At 71.5% G+C, this 16,072-nt stretch carries 11 protein-coding genes; 3 read left to right on the forward strand and 8 right to left on the reverse strand.

All coding sequences use genetic code 11. The annotated features are described in order from the left end of the window. Nucleotides 1-65: 65 nt before the first annotated feature. The 7 genes from IE269_RS39190 to IE269_RS39220 form a co-directional block, all read right to left on the reverse strand. Entirely contained in the window at nt 66-1,730 is a 1,665-nt protein-coding gene (locus tag IE269_RS39190) for a PucR family transcriptional regulator (RefSeq protein WP_308437013.1), read from the reverse strand. A gap of 56 nt (nt 1,731-1,786) precedes the next feature. Beyond that, a complete protein-coding gene (locus IE269_RS39195) occupies nt 1,787-1,930 on the reverse strand; it encodes a hypothetical protein (protein WP_189828105.1) in 144 nt (47 codons plus the stop codon). Between the two features lie 130 nt (nt 1,931-2,060). Beyond that, a complete protein-coding gene (locus IE269_RS39200) occupies nt 2,061-5,465 on the reverse strand; it encodes a serine hydrolase (protein ID WP_229898576.1) in 3,405 nt (1,134 codons plus the stop codon). Between the two features lie 73 nt (nt 5,466-5,538). Further along, on the reverse strand, nt 5,539-6,591 hold the full coding sequence (locus IE269_RS39205) for a dipeptidase (protein WP_189828107.1): 1,053 nt from the start codon (nt 6,589-6,591) through the stop codon (nt 5,539-5,541). Continuing rightward, nucleotides 6,588-7,571 carry an ABC transporter ATP-binding protein gene (locus IE269_RS39210; RefSeq protein WP_189828108.1) on the reverse strand — a complete coding sequence of 328 codons (984 nt, stop codon included), beginning with the start codon at nt 7,569-7,571 and terminating at the stop codon, nt 6,588-6,590. The genes IE269_RS39205 and IE269_RS39210 overlap by 4 nt, the downstream gene beginning before the upstream one ends. Beyond that, nucleotides 7,568-9,541 carry a dipeptide/oligopeptide/nickel ABC transporter permease/ATP-binding protein gene (locus IE269_RS39215; RefSeq protein ID WP_189828109.1) on the reverse strand — a complete coding sequence of 658 codons (1,974 nt, stop codon included), beginning with the start codon at nt 9,539-9,541 and terminating at the stop codon, nt 7,568-7,570. The genes IE269_RS39210 and IE269_RS39215 overlap by 4 nt, the downstream gene beginning before the upstream one ends. 3 nt (nt 9,542-9,544) lie before the next feature. Next, the gene (locus tag IE269_RS39220) at nt 9,545-10,498 is read right to left on the reverse strand and encodes an ABC transporter permease (protein WP_229898577.1); all 954 of its coding nucleotides are present in this window, start codon (nt 10,496-10,498) and stop codon (nt 9,545-9,547) included. Nucleotides 10,499-11,085: 587 nt separating this feature from the next. Here IE269_RS39220 and IE269_RS43910 point away from each other — a divergent pair. Beyond that, the gene (locus IE269_RS43910) at nt 11,086-11,238 is read left to right on the forward strand and encodes a hypothetical protein (RefSeq protein WP_189828111.1); all 153 of its coding nucleotides are present in this window, start codon (nt 11,086-11,088) and stop codon (nt 11,236-11,238) included. 283 nt (nt 11,239-11,521) lie between these two features. Further along, nucleotides 11,522-14,725, forward strand: coding sequence for an MSCRAMM family protein (locus IE269_RS39230; RefSeq protein ID WP_189828112.1), 3,204 nt, complete (start codon nt 11,522-11,524; stop codon nt 14,723-14,725). A gap of 436 nt (nt 14,726-15,161) precedes the next feature. On the opposite strand, the gene IE269_RS39235 is transcribed toward IE269_RS39230, so the two are convergent. Next, complete coding sequence (locus tag IE269_RS39235; RefSeq protein WP_189828113.1) at nt 15,162-15,449, reverse strand: hypothetical protein; 288 nt, start codon at nt 15,447-15,449, stop codon at nt 15,162-15,164. Between the two features lie 88 nt (nt 15,450-15,537). On the opposite strand from IE269_RS39235, the gene IE269_RS39240 reads away from it, so the two are divergent. Beyond that, nucleotides 15,538-16,008 carry a hypothetical protein gene (locus IE269_RS39240; protein WP_189828114.1) on the forward strand — a complete coding sequence of 157 codons (471 nt, stop codon included), beginning with the start codon at nt 15,538-15,540 and terminating at the stop codon, nt 16,006-16,008. Nucleotides 16,009-16,072: the final 64 nt, after the last annotated feature.

Genomic DNA, 16,072 nt, shown 5'->3' on the forward strand with positions numbered 1-16,072 from the left:
CGCGCGCACGACGTGGGGAGCCGCATTCATCGCCCCGTACAAGTCCCGCCCGTGCCGGGCGGCCTTCAGGACGGCCGGGCGTGCGGCCACAGCCGCAGTTGCAGCATCGCGGCGAAGCGCGCGTCCGCGTCCGTGAGGTCGAGGCCGCCGACTTCCGCGAGGCGCCGCAGCCGGTAGCGGAAGGTGTTGGGGTGCACATGGACGGCCGCGGACGCCGCGATCACGTCGCCGAACGTGTCGAGCCACGCCTGAAGCGTGTCGACCAGGCAGGTGTGGTGTGCCGCGTCGTACGCGACGAGCCGGGCCACGGGGCCTGAGGGCGGGTCGCCGCGCTCCGCGATCACGTCGGTGAGTTCGAGGAGGAGCGACTCGACGAGTACGTCGGCGATCCGGGCCACTGACCGGTTCCCCCGGCCCGCGCGCAGCACCCGCAGCGCCCGGTCGGCGCCGGCCCGGGACGTGGGGAGAGCGGTGCTCTCCCGGACGAGGGGGCCGACGCCGACGAGGAGCTCCTGCCGTTCGCCGACGCGCTCCAGGAAATCGTCGGCGACCCGGGCCGTGCGCTCCTCCGCGTCCGGGCGGTCGGCGGGGACCGGGACGATGCCGTAGACGACGTCGCCGACGAGCGCCGCGGCCGAGCGGGGGTGGACGGCGGTCAGGTGCATCGCGAACGCGTCGGCCAGGCGCTGCCGTTCGGCGACGTACCTGGCGTGCCGCGCTGCTGACTGGTCGCCGTCCGGGGAGTACGCGACCGCCAGGGCGAACACCACGCCCGGCTGTTCCGCGAGACCCAGGCGGCCGAGGGCCTCGGCCGCTCCGGGCCCGCCCTCCAGGGCCGTACCGACGAGGTCGGCGCGCAGCCTTCGCTCGACGTCGGCCCCCGCGCGCAGCCGCAGCAGATGCAGCGCCACCACCTTGGCCGCGTCGCGCAGCGCCTGACCGCGCTCGGGGCTGAGCGGCCCGTGCACCGCGGCCCAGATGGAGCCGAGGATCTCGTCCCCGGCCCGGACGGTCAGCGCGACGCGCGGCAGGCCGAGCTCGCCGGTGTCCCCCTGGACGATGGGCTCGACGTACACCGGCAGGTCACTGCGGTACAGGGCCTGGAAGACTCCGCGTTCCTCCAGGATCCTGGTGAAGCGCGCGGGCACCTGGCGGCCGAGGATGGTCTCCACGCGGGACGAGTCGGCCTCGTCCTGCCGCCCGGAGAAGGCGAGCACCCGCGAGCTGCGGTCCTCGATGGTGACGGGGGCGTCGAGGAGCGCCCCGATCGCGTTGGCCAGGGCGAACAGGTCCCCCGACGGCACGCCGCCGAGGGTCTCGCGGCCCGTCTTCCCGACGTCGCCCTCGGCGATGAGCGAGCGCAGCATCGCGGCGAGCTGCGCCCACGAGGCGCCGCGGGTCAGACCGAGCAGGGCGACGCCGGAGCGTCGCACCGCCTCGGTGACCTTCTCGTCGGCGGCGACCGGCGCACGGACGACGAGCCCTGCGGCGCCCTGGTCGCCGAGGGCGTCGAGCAGCCGCACGATCTCCGTGGGATCGTGCACGGCGACGCCGAGCACAAGCGCCTGGGGCGGTGGTACGGGTTCGTCGTGCGGGTCGTGGATGACGACGCCGCCGATGTCGTCTGCGCCGTCGGGATCTCCGCGGACGAGGTCGAGGAGGGTGGGGCCGAGATCCTCAAGGACGCGCCGGAGGCTGGCTCGTGGATGGGTGGTCATCGGGATGAGCACGCCTCCTACCGTAGGAGGCGCGATGCGGCCCCACGTTCGTCGTACGGGCCGAAATCCTATGCGGAGTTCGTCGCGTACGACAGGGCCGCCTTCGGCGGCGGCCGGGGGCGGCCTCGGACCGGGATCCCCTCCGTGGAGTCGGTCACCGCGTCGAGGGCGTCCGCGAGCGGGGCCACACCGATGCCGGGCCCGGTCGGCACCGGCAGGTGCCCGTCGGCGAGGGCTCGGTGACGTCGGCTGACGGCCGCCTACCCGGCCCGGCTTGATGTTCGGAGCGCCGCATCGAAGTCCCGTACGAGGTCGGCCATGCGGGCTTGATCGGCGGTCAGGTCAGGAAACCTTCGGAGTTGCACGGGCGCCGTAGTGGACGTAGGGCTCACCGGTCGGGAGCGTGTAGAAGGTGACCGGGACCCAGGTCTGCGTACCGGCCTGGCGGAAGACGAACCGGCCGTCCTCGACCGGGACGAGCGCGAACTCCTGGGTGGGCGTCGGCTCCAGCTCCGCGAGGGGGCCTGTCGTGGTCTGACGCAAGGTCAACCCGCCGTCCCTGGTGAGGACTTCGATGCGTGCACCGGCTCGCTCATACACCCCGGTGTGCGCGGCGCCGTCGACGGTGGGCGGCTGGTCGGCGGGGGCCAGGGGACGGGGCATGGTGATGCCCGCGAGCTCGGCGAAGATCTCCCGGAACAAGTCGTGGTACAGGTCGCGGGTGTTGCCGCCGTTGGTGAGCAGCGTCACCGCGAGGCCCTGGTCGGGCAGGACGCGCAGGAACGCGGACTGGCCGATGGTGTTGCCGTCGTGCCCGTACAGCCGCTGTCCGTCCCAGCCGAAGCGGATCCAGCCGAGGCCCCAGGAGTCCCCCAGGGTGTCCTGGTCGGGCAGGGCGGTCTGGTGGGCGGCCATCTGGGCCGCGCTCTCCTCACTCAGGACGCGGGCGCCGTCCGGGCCGAGGCCGCCGGTCAGATGCAGCCGCGCGAAGGCGAGCACATCGGCGGTGTCGGCGCTGACGAGTCCTGCGGGGCCGACCGAGCGGGGGAGCCCCCACACCCGGGCGGGGACGGGTGCCGCATCGCCGTCGGCGACGTGGCCGACGGCGGCGCGCAGGAGCAGCGCTTCCTCCGGGAGCGTCAGGGCGCGGGTCAGGCCCAGCGGGGTGAAGAGCCGCTCGCGCAGCGCCTGGTCCCAGGTGAGACCCGTCAGCTTCTCGATGACCCGGCCGGCCAGGTTGTAACCCGAGTTGCAGTACGAGAAGGTCGCGCCGACGGGGTGGTTCTGACGTGTGTCGCCCAGCAGGCCGACGTAGCGCTCCAGGCAGTCGTCGCCGCGACCCGTGTCGGTGAAGACGTCGCCGTCGATGCCGCTGGTGTGGGTGAGCAGATGCCGCATCGTCACCTGCTGGGTCACGGCGCGGTCCGCCAGGCGCAGTTCGGGCAGTACGTCGACGACCGGGGCGTCCAGGTCCAGCTTGCCCTCGTCGACGAGCTGCATGACGACGGTGGCCGTCCAGACCTTGGTGACCGAACCGATCTGGAAGACCGAGTCGTCGGTGACGTCGACGCCGGTGGCGGTGTTGAGGACGCCGTGGTGGGCCAGGAGGACGTCGTCGCCCACACCGTGGGGGCCGAGTCGCAGAACGCCCAGGGCGGCGCCCGGCACCCGGTGTGCCGTGGCCAGTTCGGTGAGGCGCCGCTGCCAGTGGGACGTGTCGAAGGGCACCTTGTGCGGCCGCCCCGGCTCGCCGGCGTAGCGCTCCACCCAGTCGACGATGCGCTGGTTGAAGTCGGCCCGGTGAGAGGGCGGGCCGTCGAGCAGGAACAGGTGCGAGCTGCCCGGGTACAGGACCAGTTCGGTGGGGACGCCCCGTGCGCGGAGCGCGGTGAACCACTGCTCGGCCTGCCCGACGGGGCAGCGCTGGTCGTCGCCTCCCTGCACGACCAGGGTCGGCGTGCGCACGTGGTCGACGCTAGTCATCGGTGACTGTTCCGCGTACTTCTCGCGGGCCGCCCACGGCGCCCCGCCCAGTTCGGCCGCGCTGAGTGGGTGTGCGGCGTCGGACGTGCCGGCGATGCTGGTCAGATCGCTGACCACACCGCCGGCGACGGCTGCGGCGAACCGGTCGTCGCGGCTGGTCAGATAGCAGGTCATGTATCCGCCGTAGCTGTAGCCCGTGACGGCGAGCCGCTTCGGGTCGGCGATGCCTTCGGCGACGAGCTGGTCGAGGGGCTCGGTGAAGTCCGCCGCGTCGGAGATGCCCCAGGCGCCGAGCGCGGCGGTGAAGAACTTCTCGCCGTAGCCGTCACTGCCCCTTGGGTTGAGCAGCAGCACGGTCCAGCCGCGCGCGGCGAGCTCCTGGTGGTAGAGGTGTACGGAGTCGGCTGCGCCGTTCCAGGCGTTGTGCGGGCCGCCGTGGATGTCCAGGAGCAGCGGGGCGGGGCCCCGGCGCTTCGGGTCGCGCACGAGCCAGCCGTGCACCACCGTGCCGTCGGAGATGGTGAACTCCCGCTCCTCGCGCACGAGAAGACCGGCAGCGCCGGGCGTGCCGTGCGAGGTTCGGACGGCGACCGCTCCCGAGCCGAGATCGACGGTGGCTATCTCACCGTAGGAGGTCGCGGTGGACAGGACGACCGCGACGGTGCCGCCCGCCGCCGACACTCCGCCGACCTGGAGCGCGTCGCCGCTGTCCGCGCGGCGGGGGACGCCGCTGCCGTCGGCTTCGGCGACGTAGAGGCGGGTGAGTCCGTGGTCGCGCAGACAGACGAGCACCTGGCGTCCGTCGGCGGTGAGCCGGGGGAGCGCGCCGGGGTAGCCGGCGCCGCCGGGCATGACGTTGCGGTCCAGTACGCCGGTCAGGTCGACGGGGGCGGCGGCTTCGTCGACGGGGGTGTCGGCCCCGGTGTCGCCCACCGGCACGCGCAGCAGCCGGGCGTGCCCCACTGCGGTGCCGGTCGAGCCGACGACGAGCAGTGCCGTGCCGTCCGCCGTCCAGGTCACGGTGGCCGCTTGGCCGCCTGCGGCACCGACCGGTACCGGCTCCGCGTGGTGCGGGCTCACCTCGATGACGTACGCCGCGCTGCGGAGCGTCAGATCGGCGTCCGCGTCGCGTGCGGCGGGGAACGCGAGCCGGGTTCCGTCGGGCGACCAGGCAGGGGAGCCCGCGTGCCAGTCGCCGTGGGTGAGCTGCCGGACCTGGCGATCGGCGAGGCGTACCACGTGCAGATGGGTACGCAGGGTGCGCAGCAGCCCCAGGCCGTCGGCCTTGTAGTCCAGGCGCCGGGCGACGACGGGCCCCTGGGCGCGCCGGGTGCGCGCGGTGCGGATCTCGCCTTCGGCGGCAGCCAGGTCGACCGGCGCGGTGAACGCGAGCGTGCTGCCGTCGGGGCTCCATGCCGGGGCCCCTGCGCCGAGCGGCAGGGTCGTCACCTGCTCGGGCTCGCCGCCCGTCGCGGGCAGCAGCCACACCTGGGCGGGCCCTCCCTGAGGGGCACGCAGGAAGGCGATCAGGGTTCCGTCGGGCGACCAGGCGGGTGCCATGTCGGCCTGGCCGCGCGTCAGTTGGCGGGGCTCGGTGCTGCCGGTGGCGCCGACCTGCCAGAGCGTTCGCAGGTCGCGGTCGGCCTCGCGGTCGGCGGTGCGGAGCACGTACACGATCTTTTTGCCGTCCGGGGAGACAGCGGGCTGCTCGGGCAGGGCGAGGCCGTACAGGTCGTCGATGCGCGGGCGCGGGCGCGGGGTCACGGTGCGCCACCTCCTTGTGATGCGGGGGTCGGGGGACCGGCGGTAAGGGGCCGGGTGGGGAGTGCGGTGGTGGTCAGGAGGCGGGCCGTCCGAGACCGTCGCGGAAGAGCCGGAGCACATTGCCGCCGAGCACCCGGGCGATGTCGGTGTCGCCCCAGCCGCGCCGCAGCAACGCCGCGGTGACCAGGAGGAGTCCCGCCGGACCTTCGAGCCCCGGCAGGAACTGATCGGTGCGGAACCCCTCGATGACGGGGTGCGCGCAGCACGGCCGGGTGGTGTCCTCCATGACCTCCGCCACGAAGTCGGGTCCGAGCCCGACGTGTTCGACACCGGCGACGTCGGCGAGGTGCTCGATGTGGTCGACCAGCCGGTCGACGGTGTGGTCGTGCTCGTGCAGGAACGGGGCGAAGAAGTTCACGCACACCACACCGCCCCGCGCCGCGGTCTCCTTGAGCTGGTCGTCGGTGAGGTTGCGGTGGTGGTCGCGCAGCGCTCGCGCCGACGAGTGCGTGGCGATCACCGGGCGGGTGGACAGCTCCAGTACGTGGTCGACACCGGCGGCACCGAGATGGCTGATGTCGAAGATCATGCCCATGCGTTCCATCTCGGCGAGGGCGGCCACCCCCGCCCGGGTGAGCCTGCTCCCGGCTGCGTCCTCGCCGCTGCCGTCGGCGAGCGCGGTGCGCCCGAAGTGCGCGAGCGACGCGATGCGCACGCCCAACCGGTAGAGGGTTTCCAGGAGTTCCACGTCATCACCGACGCCGGGTGCGCTCTCCAGCGCGAGCACGAGTGCGATCTTCCCGTCGTCCAGGGCGGTGTCCACCTCGGCGCCGTCGCCGCAGAGCCGTACCGCGTCGGCGTTTCCTTCGGCGACGCGGTGCGCGGCCTCGATCATGCGCAGGGTCTGCCGGAGCGCCCCTTCGGGCCGGTACTCGTCGTCGATGAAGACGGGCAGCACTTGTACGTCGACTCCGCCGTCGTGCAGTTGGGGAAGCCACTGCTCGCGGAAGAACGCCGCCCACCGGTCGACGGGCCTGGCCGCCACCGCGATGAGCAGGTCGTTGTGCGTTTCGACGACGACGCTGCGCCGGTGCAGCTCGGCTGCGTTGGTGGGTGCCGTGGTCATGCTCGGGCTCCGTTCGGCTCGGCGGGTTCCCCCGCGAAATGACAGGCCGCCCGGTGCGGACGCCGTCCGGCGTCCTGGGCGGGATCGGTGGTGCGGCAGAGGTCTCGGTCGGCCCTGGCGAAGGGGCCCAGCGCGCAGCGCGGGTGGTAGCGGCAGCCGGCCGGCGGATGGTGCGGGTCGCTCGGCTCCGGGTCGGCTGCCCCCGGATCACCCGTCTCCTCGAACAGCGGCGTGTGCCACGACGGGGCGGCGCTCAACAGCTCACGCGTGTAAGGGTGCCGGGGGTCCGAAAGCACTTGTTCGGCCGGTCCCGCCTCGACGATCCGCCCCAGGTACATGACGGCGATGATGTCGCTGAGGTAGCGCACGACGGCGAGGTTGTGCGAGATGAAGAGCATGGACAGGCCCAGCTGCCGCCGCACATCGCGTACGAGATTGAGTACGGCGCCCTGCACCGACACATCGAGCGCCGAAGTGATCTCGTCGGCGATCACCACCTTCGGCTGTCCGGCCAACGCCCGTGCCAGCGCCACCCGTTGACGCTGACCGCCGGAGAGCTGGGCGGGCAGCATCCCGGCGCGGTCCGGATCGAGGTTGACCAGCTCAAGGAGGCGCGCCACCTCGGCCCGGCGCGCCCGGGCCCCCTTGGTTCCGCCGCCGCGCGGCATCGCCTCGCTGATCGAGGCACCGATGCGCATGCGCGGATCCAGCGAGGAGTACGGATCCTGGAACACCATCTGCAGCGGACGGCGCCCCGCCAGGTGCCGCACGTCGGTCCCGTCGAGCAGCACCCGCCCCGCAGTGACCGGCGCGAGGCCGACCGCGCTGCGGGCGAGCGTCGACTTCCCGGAACCCGACTCGCCCACGAGGCCCACCACGTGGCCGGACGGCACGGTCAGACTGACGCCGTCGACGGCGGTGAGTCCGCTGCGGCGGGTCCCGTACCGGACACTCACCTGTTCAAAGACCAGCTCGCTCATGCGCCGCCTCCGGCAGTCGTGGTGTCGACACTGCTCGTACGGGAACGGGGCGTGGAGTCCTGCGGGTGCCAGCAGGCCACGCGATGCTCGGCGCCGACGTTCACGGGGTCCGGTTCATCGGCCCTGCACCGTTCGTCGGCGAGCGAGCAGCGGGAGGCGAACGCGCAGCCCGCGGTCACCTCTCCCGGCTCCGGCGGCCGCCCCGGGATGACCGCGAGCGGTGCGTCCCGGTCGGTGTCGAGCGCCGGTACCGCGGCGAGGAGCGCACGGGTGTAGGGATGGCGCGCGGCAGTGTGCAGGTCGGCTGTGGGCAGGTCCTCCACGATCCGTCCGGCGTACATCACCAGGACCCGTCGGCAGCTCTGCGCCACGACGGTGATGTCATGGCTGATCAGCAACAGTGCGGCCGGCGCGCTCCCGCTCCCGTCCCCGCTCTCGCGCACCTGGGCGAGCAGCCGCAGCACCTGCCGCTGCACGGTGACGTCCAGGGCGGTGGTCGGTTCGTCGGCGATGACCAGGCGTGGCTCGCCCATCAGCCCCATCGCGATCATGGCCCGCTGCCGCATGCCGCCGGAGAACTCGTGCGGATACTGCCGGGCCCGGCGCTCCGCGGCGGGGACCCGCACCTCGCGCAGTCGCTCCACGGCCCGGTCCAAGGCCCTGCCGCGCGAAAGACCCTGGTGCTGCTCGGACACCTCGGCGAGCTGACGTCCGATGCGCTGCGTCGGGTTGAAAGAGGCCATCGGATCCTGGAACACCAGGGCCAGCGACGTACCGAGCAGGCCGCGCACCTCCGGCTCGGGCGCCCGCAGAAGCGGGGTACCGAGGAACTCCAGGCGGGCCGCGGTCACCGTACCCGGCGCCTCGATGAGCCGGGAGACGCCGAGCGCGGTCAGGCTCTTCCCCGAGCCGGACTCGCCGACCACGCCCACGGACTCCCCGGCGCCGACGGTGAAGCTGACGCCGCGCACCGGGGTCACCGGCCGACCGGCAGGCCCGGGGAAGGCGATGCGGAGGTCATCGACGAGCAGCACGGGCCGGTCGCCGCCCCCACCGGCAGCAGGAGCGGCGGCCGCAGCCGTGGCCGAATCCTTCAGTTGCGACGGCCTCGACGCACGCGCTCCCACCACACCCGCCACGGTCTCCCCGAACAGGTTGAACGCGAGTCCGGCGACCATCACGGCAACACCTGGCGCCAGAGCCGCCGTTGGGTTGACGTAGATCTGGTTGAGCCCCTCGCCGAGGAGCCGCCCCCAGTCGTAGGCCGGGGCCTGCACCCCGATGCCGAGGAACGAGAGCCCGGCGAAGGCGAGCAGCGCCATGCCGGCGCTGATGGTGGCGTTGACCACCAGCGGCTCCCCGATGTTGGGCAGCACATGCCGGACGAGGAGACGGACCCGGCCCGCCCCCGCGACCCGCGCCGCCGCCACGAAGTCCTGCCCGGCGACGGCTGCGGAGAGCGTCTGGGTCAGCCGGGCGAACGCGGGCGCCATGGCGAGTCCGATGGCGAGCACCGCTCCCTCGGCCCCGATCCCGAAGATCATGGCGAAGAACAGGGCGAGCAGCAGCCCGGGGAAGGCCACGGCGATGTTCACGGCCGACGTCACGATGCGGCCAGCCCAGCGGGGGAGTACGGAGGGGGCGGAGCCCAGGACCGTTCCGGCCGCCACCCCGATCAGCGTGGCCGTCACGGCGAGCTCGATGGACAGGCGTGTCGCCACGAGGACGCGGGCGAGGACGTCCCGCCCCAGACTGTCGGTGCCGAGCAAGTGGGCTGCGGTGGGGCCCTGTTGTATGGCGTCCACGTCCACGGCCGATGCCTGGTCGCCCCAGAGCGCGGGTGCGAACAGGGCCAGCGCGATCACCAGCGCCAGCAGCGCGACGGAGCAGCCTCCCACCGGCGTGCGGAGGACGGCCAGAACCTTCGCTCTGCCGTTTCTGCCGGTTCTTCCGTTCGTGGCGTTCTGCACGGCTCAGGCCTCCCGGATCGTCGAGCGTGGATCGAGCACCGCGAGCAACACGTCGACCAGCAGATTCACGGTCAGCACCCCGATCCCGTAGACGAGGACGATCCCCTGCACGACGGGGTAGTCCTTCTGCTGGATCGATTGCACGATCGTCGACCCGAGCCCCGGCCACGCGAAGACGTTCTCGACGAGGACGGTCCCCGCCACCAGTCCGGTCAGCACCAGACCGGCCATGGTGAGCGTCGCGGTGAGTGCGTTGGGCAGCGCGTGACGTGCGTAGACCTGCCGGGCGGGCAGCCGCTTGGCGCGCGCCGTACGGATGAAGTCGTTGCCGAGGACGGCCAGCATCTCGACCCGGACGATCCGCGCGAGGACGGCCGCGGGGCCGACAGCCAGTGCCAGCACGGGAAGTACGTACGAGATCAGGCCCCCGCGCCCGGCCACGGGAAACCAGCCCAGGTGCACCGAAAAGACATAGACGAGCCCGACGGAGAGCAGGAACTCGGGGATCGCCGCCAGCAGCACGCTGGCCGAGGTGAACGCCAGCTCCCCGCCCCGGCGCCGCCCTCCTCTCGTCAGCACGGCCATCACCGCACCGACCGGAACCGCCACCACCATGGCCACGACGAACGCCGCCAGGGCGAGTTGCGCCGTCGCGGGCAGCCGGTCGCCGATCTGCTGCGAGACGGGCAGATTGCTGAGTACGGACGACCCGAAGTCGCCGCCGCACAGCGACCGCAGGTAGTGCCAGTACTGCGTCAGCAGTCCGTCGTCGAGGCCCAGTGCCTGCCGCCTCGCGTTCACCGTCTCCACGGGCGCCGTCATGCCGAGCGCGGACCGTACGGGGTCCCCGGGCATCAGGTGGATCATGACGAACGCCGCGGTGACCACCACCCAGAGCGACACCACGAACCGCCCGAGCCGCCGTACGGCGAACGACAGCCAAGGGCTTCCCAGCACTCCCGCCGGCACACCCGGTGTTGCGGGCCCGGCAACCACAGCGACCACCAGAAACGACCTCCGTCGGACTCCCATCGGAACCCTGCGAGTGTCGCGCCCGCCAGGGCACCGGCGATTCGTCCCCGCGCACAAGAACGCAGACGTCGGCTGGTGCCGCAGGACAGGCTGACCGTTGGTGACCTGGCGCGGCGTCGGCTGCCCCGACGCCATGTCGTGCGAGGCCGTGCGACGCGGAGGCTGCTTGCGCGCGCTCCGCGGATGCAGTCGGGTCAGCCCCACCTGAAAAAATGGGGGGAGCGGAGGGTGTCGTGGCATCGTGACCACCACCGTTGACGTGCCGAGTGCTCTGCCGGTGCCGAACGCCGCAGGAGCCACCGGGTGCACCCGACCCTGTCGCCAGAGCGGATCCGTGCCGACGTCGCGGAACCGCTCGACTGCGAACCGCAGCCGAGCTCGCGCCGACAACAACCTCATCCGCCGCGGTCTGGACTCGGTCCGGATCATGATCTTGGTCCGCCCGGCGGACACACTGATGCCCGGCCGGCGAGGCGGAGCCCGAAAGCGGTGCGGAGGTGTGCGTCGCCTCCGTGATCCGGACTCCGGAGCAGGTCGTGGCCGATGCCTTCGATCAGGCCGAGGTGGGCGACCCGCGGTATCCACGGGACTGGACCGTGCTCGTCGACGGCGCCCGTCACTCACTCGGTCTGATCCACGTCGGCAGCCCGTCGGGTACGGGATAACCCTTGGGTGTCCTCCCAAAGCCGCACGATCGCCCCAGACATTGGTGAACTCCAGGACCGGCTGTGCGTTCGGAGGAAACGGAATGCCCAGTTCGTCGCTGTTCGTCCAGCATGAGGGGCGGCAGGACGCGGATGATCATCTGCCGCATGGGTGGTGGCCGGGGGCCGCTCGGGTGAGTCCGTCTGCTGACCCGTCCGGAGCGTGCGTCGGGGACGCGGACACTGACCGATTGGACACTCACACGTCACATCTGGCAGCTCACGGGTACCGGAAGGAACATACATGGCATTCAGACACAGGCCAGGAGGGCTGCGCGCGAGCGCGGCCGCGTTCCTGGCAGCTCACGCGGTGCTGGCCGCCGGGGGCCTGGCACCGGCGGCGGCCGTTTCCGCGCCGGGCGACGGCACGGTGACGGTGAGAGTGGTCCGTGACGTGGACTCCGACGGCACCTGGACACCGAAGCTGGAGGTGGGCGAACCGGGCATCCCGGTCGATCTCACGGACGACGCGGGTTCCACCGTCACCGTGAACACCGGTGCCGACGGCAGGGCGGTTTTCACTCCCGCTTCCTCGGGCCTGGCCGGTGGCCGGTACCGCGTCGAGGCGCGCATCCCGGCGGACAAGCCCTTCCTGCGCCCGGCCCAGGCCGGCGGCCCGGCCCCGTCCCTGTCGTCGCTGGTGGAGTTCGTGGACGTGAGGGGCGGCAAGGACGCCACCGTGGTCACCGGTGTCCACGACCCGCACGACTACTGTCACGCCAACCCGTTGCTGGCCACCCCCTGCATGCGCCAGGACGGCCCCGGCGTCGTCGGTTCCAAGGCGCTGGTGTCCTGGCCCTACGACCGCGCGGGCGAAGATCCAGAGCCGACCGACGAGACCACCTTCGACAAGATCGGCGCCACCTACGGACTGGCCCACCAGCGCTCCACCGACCGCCTGTTCGTCGGGGCGCTGACCAAGCGGCTGGTCCCTTACGGTCCGGCAGGCTCCGGCGGCATCTACATGGTGGACCGCAAGTCCGGCACGACCTCCACGTTCGCGGTGGTACCGGACGCCGGAGCCACCCCGCACTCCACCGATCTCACCCGGGACTCGATGGCGCTCAACAACGCGGTCGGCAAAGAGGGACTGGGCGATCTCGATCTGTCCGGCGACGGCAAGAAGCTCTACGCGGTCAACCTCCACACCAAGAGCCTGCACGTCTACGACGTCTCGAACGTCACCCCGGGCGCCCCGCCCGCCACCGCCGCCCAGGTCATCCCGATCCCCGACCCCGGCTGCCCCAGCGGCCCCGAGGACTGGCGGCCCTACGGCCTGGGCTACCGCGACGGGGCGATGTTCGTCGGCGGCACATGCAGCGCCGAGTCCACTCAGAACCGTGCGGACCTGCGGGCCTACGTCCTCAAGTTGAACGGCACGACCTTCACCACCGAGGTCACCCACACGCTGGACTACGAGCGCGGCATGGGCTACGCATCGGTCCAGGGCGACACCCACTGGCAGCCGTGGCTGAAGACCTGGGACCCCTACGCGTGGTACATCCAGGCCAACTTCCCCGGGCCTATGTTGTCCGACATCGAGTTCGACCGTGACGGCTCGTTGATCCTCGGCTTCCGCGACCGCCTCGGAGACCAGGCCGGATACGACGCCCCGTCCCCCGAGGGCAGCAGTGACACCGCGCTGCGCTCGCTGTTTCCGGCCATGGGCGACATCACCCGGGTCTGCAAGACGGCAGCGGGTTACGTCTGGGACAGCGACTCGGCGGCCTGCCCCAGCCACTTCGTCAACGGCAGCGAGCCGCCGCAGCAGGACGGAGTCAAGGAGTACTACCCGGGCGACTCCACGCTGGGGCAGCTCGCCGAGTCGCTCCAGGGCGGGCTGGCGTTCGCGCCGCGCTTCGACAAGACCGTCTCCACGATCGTCGATCCGACGAACACCTTCACCGGCGGAGTGCGCAAGTTCGACAACGTCACGGGAGCCGGTTCCGACAGCTACCGGGTCGACGGCGGGGTCGGCTCCTTCGGCAAGGCCAACGGCCTCGGCGACCTGGAACTGCTCTGCGACCCACCCCCCGTCCAGATCGGCAACCGCGTCTGGTTCGACCGCGACCGCAACGGCATCCAGGACCCCACTGAAGAGCCGCTGCCGGGCACCACGGTGACTCTCCTGGACGGCACGGGCAAGGTCCTGAAGACCACGACCACCAACGACCGGGGCGAGTACTACTTCCAGGTCGAACCGCAGACCCCCTACCGGATCACGTTCGACGCCACGACGGCAGACACCTCCGGCGTCAAGGAGCAACCTCCCGCCGAAGAGCTCAAGCCGACCTATCCGGGCCGAGGCACCAACACCTCCGTCGACTCCAACCCCGACCGGAAGACCCAGACCGACACTCTCACCACGGGCGAGCCCGGCGACAACGACCACACCCACGACGCCGGGTACTTCATCAACCCCGTGGGCCCGCTCAGCGTTCTGAAGACGGACGCCGAGTCTGATGAACCACTGGCCGGTGCCGTCTTCCAGCTGTGGCGCGAGACCAACGGCACCCCCGGCCTCCAGGTCACCGGCGATGCTCCCGACACCACGGTCGGCGACCCCTGCACCACCACAGCCGACGGGAAGTGCCGCCAGGAGAAACTGCCGCTGGGCAGTTACTACTGGCAGGAGACGCAGGCCCCGCCCGGACACATCATCGAATCTTCAGGCGTGCACGGGCCCCTGGAGCTGACAGCCGAGAACGCCGAGCCCGACGGCGTGAGCGTCACGGTGGAGAACATGAAGCCGCCCCAGCAGACCTTCGGCTCGGTCAGCGTCCTCAAGACCGACGCCGCCTCCGGCAAGCCCCTGGCCGGGGCGGTCTTCCAGCTGTGGCACGAAACCAACGGTGCCCCCGGCCTGCAGACCCAGGGTGCCCGTCCCGATTCCCGGATGCGCGTGCCCTGCACCACAACATCCGACGGCACCTGCCTCCAGGAGCACCTGTCCCTGGGCACGTACTACTGGCAGGAAACCAAGGCCCCGCCCGGATACCTACTCCCGACCCCCGGCATCAGCCGCGCCATGGTCCTCACCGCCACCAACGCCCAACAGGGCGTCAAGGTCACCATGACCAACCCCCGCATCCCACCCCCCGTGCGCGGAAGGCTCACCCTGACCAAAACGGACTCCAAGACCGGCAAGTCGCTGGCCGGAGCCGTCTTCCAGCTGTGGCGCGAGACCAACAAACGCCCCGGCCTGCAGACCTCCGGCCGTCCTGCCGACACCAGGGTCGATTCCGGCTGCGCCACCGACCACAGGGGCCGGTGTGCCTTCACCGGCCTGGTCCCGGGGGCGTACTACCTGCGGGAAACCGCCGTTCCCGAGGGCTACCTGATGCCCGCCCGGCCGGTCAGCGGCCCCTACACGGTGACTGCCGCGAACGCAGCCGCCGGAGTGTGGGCCACCGTGCGCAATACACCGGGCGAACCGCCGAAGAAGTAAGTGCCCGAGACACGCTCCGGCGGTCCTGTTCGCAGGGCCGCCGGCGCGGAAGCTCAGAGCCGCGATCGTTTCGTGGGCCCCACCGGGAACACTCGACGATCGCGGCTTGTGACTCATGTCCAATTGCACCGCCCCCACGTGTCGGCGTGCACAGTTACGTGGCCAGTGAGGTACAGCGATACTTCCCCATCCTGAAGGTGGCCGTGCGCAGGTCGTGAAGCCGGGGCCACCCGACTTCCCAGGATGCGGGACACGACGATCCGTCAAGGGCGCCCTACGGGCGTCGCTGCGCGATGGGGCTTCGCCCCACCCTGGACCGATCACTTTGTTCCGAGGCTGGCTGGCTATCGGCTGGCCCCGGCCATGCGGCGGCCCTGAAGCCGAGGACGTTCCCGTGTACCGGGCCGTCCAGATAACCCCGTACGCCGACACCTGATCAATCCAGGTCCTCCCATGCCCAGGGTGAAGCGACACTTCCATCGGGCTCCCGACCGAACCGGAACTCCCGACGGCCCTCTGCCCTGATGAATGGATCGAAGCCCCCTCCGGCAGGAAGCCGTTCGGTCAGGGCGGTGAGTTGCTCCTGTGCCCCGGCCTCCCGCAGTTCCCCCAGCAGTCCGGCCACGTTGTACGGGTCGTCGAGGGAGACCTGTGTGGCGGGGTCACGGGCGAGCAACGCGGTGACCGGCTCCCGTGCCCCGGCCTCCCGCAGCAGCCGGGCCACGGCCTGCAGGTTGTCGAGGGAAGCGTGAGTGGTGGCCCATTGGGCGGGGTGGTGGTCTGCGGGGTGCAGGGTGTGGAGCGGCTGCGGCGTGCGGGTCGCCGTGGGTGGTGGCGTGTTTGTGGAGTTGGGCCGCGTCGCGGTACAGGCCGCGGGCCTGGGCAGCGTTTCCGAGCGTGCGCAGGTCGGAGGTGTGGGCGTGGGCGGCGGCCGCGGTCCAGAAGTCGATGGGCGGGATCACGTCGGCGCGATGGTGGCGGCCGTGCTGTTGAAGGTAGTCGGCCAGCCGGTACAGCGGGCCCTGCCCGGCCCGGGCGGGATGCTCGGCAGGGGTGCTGCTGCGGCGGTCGCGTTGGTTGCGTGGAGTTCCAGCCTTGACGGGGGTGAGCATGCCGGGGATGCCGTTGCAGGGTTTTGTGACGTAGTGCAGAGCCTGTTCAAGCCAGTGGTCACCACTCTGGTTCCACTCGGCTTCGGTGAGTCAGCCGTCGGCGGCCTCGTCCACCACCGCGGCCAGCCGGTGGTCGTGCTCGCGCGAAACTTACTGATCGTTTCAGAATGAGGTTCGGAGTCGTCTCAAGCAGATGATGCTGCAGGCGAGTTGGAGCAGGCCGAGGTGGAGGTCG

It is taken from the genome of Streptomyces spiroverticillatus (assembly GCA_014650415.1).
GTDB classification, from domain to species: Bacteria; Actinomycetota; Actinomycetes; order Streptomycetales; family Streptomycetaceae; genus Streptomyces; species Streptomyces spiroverticillatus.